This window comes from Trichlorobacter sp., assembly GCF_030247655.1.
Taxonomy (GTDB): domain Bacteria; phylum Desulfobacterota; class Desulfuromonadia; order Geobacterales; family Pseudopelobacteraceae; genus Trichlorobacter.
This window is the reverse complement of record NZ_JAOTRZ010000234.1, coordinates 1-4,470: the sequence shown is the minus strand read 5'-3', so window position 1 is coordinate 4,470 and position 4,470 is coordinate 1. Positions and strand designations below refer to the sequence as shown.

The window sequence follows — 4,470 nt, the reverse complement described above, 5'->3', positions numbered from 1 at the left end:
CGCAGCATCACCGGCAGGAAGGTACAGCAGCAACAGGTACCACCCCAGAAAGACCAGGGCGCAGAGACGTACTAACCAAGGGAGAGTACAACGAGTTGAAAAGCGTGGTAACTGAAAAGACATGGACTGATTGTACGGGCTTTGCGTCCAAGGTCAAGAAAAGAGTGTACTATTGACAATGTCTATAACCATGTTACATTTTAGCTGGACTGTGTGGTGAGCAATAAAAAACGGTTGCGCCAGTCAAGTGACAATATTTCCAGCGGATTATCAGAATGGAACAAAGGAGTACAACCATGAAAAAATTACGTGACTGGGGAATCTTTGGCAAAATTATCGGTCTCTCATTGATCACCTGGCTACTTCTGGTACTTGCGTCCTTTACCTTATTAACTCCTTATATTCGCAATCTTATCATGCAGGAGAAGCAGACAGCGGTGCGCGAATTGGTTCAGCAGGCAACCAGCATGCTCACCTCCTACCAGAAGCAGATTGAATCCGGCACCCTTACCCGCGAAGAAGCGATGAAGCGGGCATCAGAACGGATTGCCAGTATCCGCTATGACGACGGCAACAACTACCTTTGGATTAACGACCTGGGCCCAAAAATGGTCATGCATCCACTGAAACCTGAACTCAACGGTAAAGATCTGACCGACAACAAAGATCCGCAAGGCAAGGCCCTGTTTGTTGAAATGGTTGCGGTCTGTAAAGACAAGGGCAAGGGCTTTGTTCATTATGCCTGGGGCAAACCAGGCAACAGTACGCCTGTCCCTAAAATCTCCTATGTAGAACTGTACCAACCGTGGGGCTGGATCATCGGTACCGGAATCTATATTGATGATGTAGACGCCGCCATGCGCAAGATCCAGTTTAGTATTGGGGGCGCCCTGCTGATTATTTTAGGACTCATGTTTCTGCTGGCCTGGCTGGTTGCCCGCTCTGTTACCGGGCCAATCAAAGAGGTGGTTGAAACCATCAAGGATATTGCCCAGGGAGAAGGTGATCTGACCAAGCGCCTGCCGATCCACGGTAAAAATGAGGTGGGCGAGCTGAGCGAATGGTTCAACACCTTTGTGGAAAAACTGCACGGAATAATCACCCAGCTTTCCAGCACAGCGCTCCAGTTGGCATCTTCTGCAACAGAGCTGCAATCCACCTCACGAGAGATGCAGGAAAGTGTCAACCAGCTTTCCTCCCAGTCAACTAATCTGGCTACAGCAGGCGAAGAAATGTCCGCCACATCAGGTGATATTGCCAACAACTGTCATATGGCGGCAGACGGGGCACAACAGGCTGCCAATACCACCCAGCACGGTTTTGAGGTGGTCACCAGCACCATTAACGGCATCCGCAGCCGTGGAGAAGCAACCAAACGAAATGCCGCGATGGTGGAATCTCTGGGGCAACGCTCCGATCAGATTGGTGCCATTGTCGGCACCATCGAAGATATTGCAGACCAGACCAATCTACTGGCCCTTAACGCTGCCATTGAAGCTGCCCGTGCCGGTGAGCAGGGACGTGGCTTTGCAGTGGTGGCCGATGAAGTACGGGCACTGGCTGAACGGACCACCCGCGCTACCAAGGAAATCAGCGGCATGATCAAAGCGATCCAACAGGAAACAGGTCGAGCCATTAGCTCAATGGAAGAAGGGGTTAAAGGAACAGAACTTGGGGTTTCGGAAGCTGCCCAGCTGGAAAGCTCGCTGAAAACAATCATTGAGCAGGTTAATGCGGTTACTGATCAGATCAGCCAGATCGCCACTGCAGCAGAAGAGCAGACCTGCACCACCCGTGAAATAAGTAACAATGTCATGAGCCTGAACGAACTTGCCCATCAGAACAGCACCGGTATCCATGAAACCGGGTTGGCTGCAGACAATGTTTCCAGGCAGGCAGAAGAGCTGCAGCGCCTGGTGGGACAATTCAGACTTTAACAGCTACAGCCCCTCTCTGTAGTCGATGGCGCTCAGATCGGCTACAGAGAGGAGACTTCTACAGACCGCCTGATGGTGCTACCTTTGCAACCCGCATTACTTTTTTCCTGTAAATCTGCTCACTCGTCTGCTATCACTGGCCAAACACCACAGCCAGTAAGGATACTCCCATGTCTGATCCCCTCTCAGGCGCTTTCTGCAAGCAGCCTGCTGCCATTGCCAATCTAAAACGACAACTGGCCTCAAACCAGCACAGCCTGCAGTTGCCCTACCCGGAAACGATTAACCTGCCATTTAACCGCCAGGCTTTGCCGGATGGCTTTGTGCTGCACCCGACCCCCCAGCCAGCAAGTGATGCCGCTGGTATCTGGGTACTGCTGCAAGGGACCACCGTGCTGATGCGTGAAATCAACGGTGAAGTAACCCTGCCTGAAGGCCCCTGCCCTGCCTGGCTCAGCCTCAAACACCCGCCCTTGTCATTTGCAACACTACAGGGACGACCGGTACTGGTAGCTTCAGTCCCTTCCAACCTGCAAATCCCATCAGAGCTGGTTGCAGAACCGTTTAACGCCTTTCAGGAGCGGATCACACCAGAGCTGATGACGGTTGCCGGAATTGGCAAGCAACTGCTACACTGGCAGCGCATGAGCCGTTTCTGCTCATACTGCGGCCAGACCTTAGAGCAACTACCGGAAACCTGGGGCAAGAAATGTGTGGGCTGCGGCAATGAGCATTTCCCCCACATTCACCCCTGTGCAATCGTATTGATCCGTCGTGATGATCAGCTGTTACTGATCCACAAACCAGAGTGGCCGACTGGGCGTTACAGCCTGGTGGCAGGTTTTCTTGATGTCGGGGAATCACTGGAAGAGTGTGCCATACGGGAAGCGAAGGAAGAAACCGGCGTTACCATTAAAAACGTGCGTTATGTGGCCAGCCAGGCCTGGCCGTTTCCGTCTCAGCAGATGGTGGGATTTGTAGCGGACTACGCCTACGGTGATATTAAGGTGGATGGCAAAGAGATTGACGATGCCCGCTGGTTCACGATCGGATCTCTGCCGTCATTGCCAGCCAGCCGCAGCATTGCCCGGTTTCTGATCGACAGCTGCAGTAACAGAGCCGATTAAACACAAGCTACTGTTCGCCTGCTTCAAAACGGTCTCGTCCCTGTTGCTTGGCCCGGTACAGTGCCAGATCTGCCCGTTTAATTAACTCATCTGGCGTATCACCGGCTTTAAAAGACGCCCCTCCCATACTGATAGTAACCGGACCAGCCTGAGGATCATGCAGCTTTTCCCGAACAGCGACCAGCAGTTTCCGGGCCAGTATCCCGGCTTCGTCAAAACCGGTTTCCGGAGCAAGAATTAAAAACTCGTCTCCACCAAATCTACCCAGCAGATCACTGGTGCGCAGCAGACTACCCAACAGTTCAACCAGGCGTGCCAACACCCGATCACCGACATCATGCCCATTATTGTCGTTAATCTCTTTAAAGTGATCAAGATCAAGCATTAACACTGACAACTGCCGATCATGCCGTGAAGCACGATCAATCTCTATGGCCAGCATATCGTAAAAACGACGACGGTTGGCTGTGCCAGTCAGAGGATCCGTCTCAGCCAGCCGCTGCAACTGCTGCTCCATCAATCTGCGCTCGGTTATGTCAATCACATATTCAATACAACGGCTAATCCCCCCTTGTTCATCATGAATTGGGTAGCCATGAACCTCCACAATTCTTTCTTCACCGTTTGCAGCAGTATGCTTATGTTCAACCACTGCTGCAGTTCCAGTCTCCATAACCATTTGAATCGGACAGGGATGCTCACTGCTGCCGCAAGGCTGAGCACAACCATGGCTTAAGGCATGGCAGGTCATTTCTTCAACCTTTTCAACACCATGGGCAGCCTGCCGGTTGGCCACCTTAATCTGGTAGGTCTTGGCATCAATGATATGAAATGGATAGGGCAATGCATCTATAGCCTGATGGAACAGACGGTTAAGCCCAGATATCTCCCTGGTCCGCTTATAAAGGCTAACAATGAAAACACCGCCCAAAAGTGCCACCAACGAGGCAGACCAGGCCGCGATAACATACCCTTCTTTCAGTGACTGCAGATTGTCATCCCTGTTCAGTTGCACCAGAAAAGCCTCTGGCGTTCCTTCAATATTAGTCAGCGGCATCAGATAAACTGAAACCGTACTATTCTGCAGAGGGGCAGACAATGCGATAGGACGCTTGGCCAGCTGAGCCTGCTCAATTTCCGGTTTTATTGCCGAAGCAACCGTGTGGATTTCAGCAGAAGAAAGATGATCAGAGTGAAAATCTTCCTGAATAGGCGCCTGCAAGAAGTGGCTACTGAACGGACTGGGAACCAGTCGGGATTGAACATTGCCGAACAGGCGCTTCGTAGTCAGGTCTGACTTGATCAACAGCATATACTCGCCGGCAAAGCGGCGACGCAGTTGTGTGATAAAACTATCAAAAGAGATGCTGGTCTCAACGGTTCCGGCAAGTTTCTCACCGCTAAAA

Annotated in this window: 3 protein-coding genes; 2 read left to right on the top strand and 1 reads right to left on the bottom strand. The window is 51.7% G+C overall.

Annotation, left to right across the window (positions count from 1 at the left end; all coding sequences use genetic code 11):
• The first annotated feature begins 296 nt into the window (after positions 1–296).
• Positions 297–1,937, top strand: coding sequence for a methyl-accepting chemotaxis protein (locus OEL57_RS14590; protein ID WP_300741440.1), 1,641 nt, complete (start codon positions 297–299; stop codon positions 1,935–1,937).
• Positions 1,938–2,107: 170 nt separating this feature from the next.
• A complete protein-coding gene (gene nudC / locus OEL57_RS14585) occupies positions 2,108–3,064 on the top strand; it encodes an NAD(+) diphosphatase (protein ID WP_300741438.1) in 957 nt (318 codons plus the stop codon).
• A 7-nt stretch (positions 3,065–3,071) separates the two neighbouring features.
• Here nudC and OEL57_RS14580 read toward each other — a convergent pair.
• The coding region (locus tag OEL57_RS14580; RefSeq protein ID WP_300741436.1) for a sensor domain-containing diguanylate cyclase at positions 3,072–4,470 on the bottom strand (1,399 nt) is incomplete at its 5' end.

Coding starts and splice junctions, on each gene's coding strand:
- OEL57_RS14590 (WP_300741440.1), top strand. CDS start 297: ATGAAAAAATTACGTGACTGGGGAATCTTTGGCAAAATTATCGGTCTC.
- nudC (WP_300741438.1), top strand. CDS start 2,108: ATGTCTGATCCCCTCTCAGGCGCTTTCTGCAAGCAGCCTGCTGCCATT.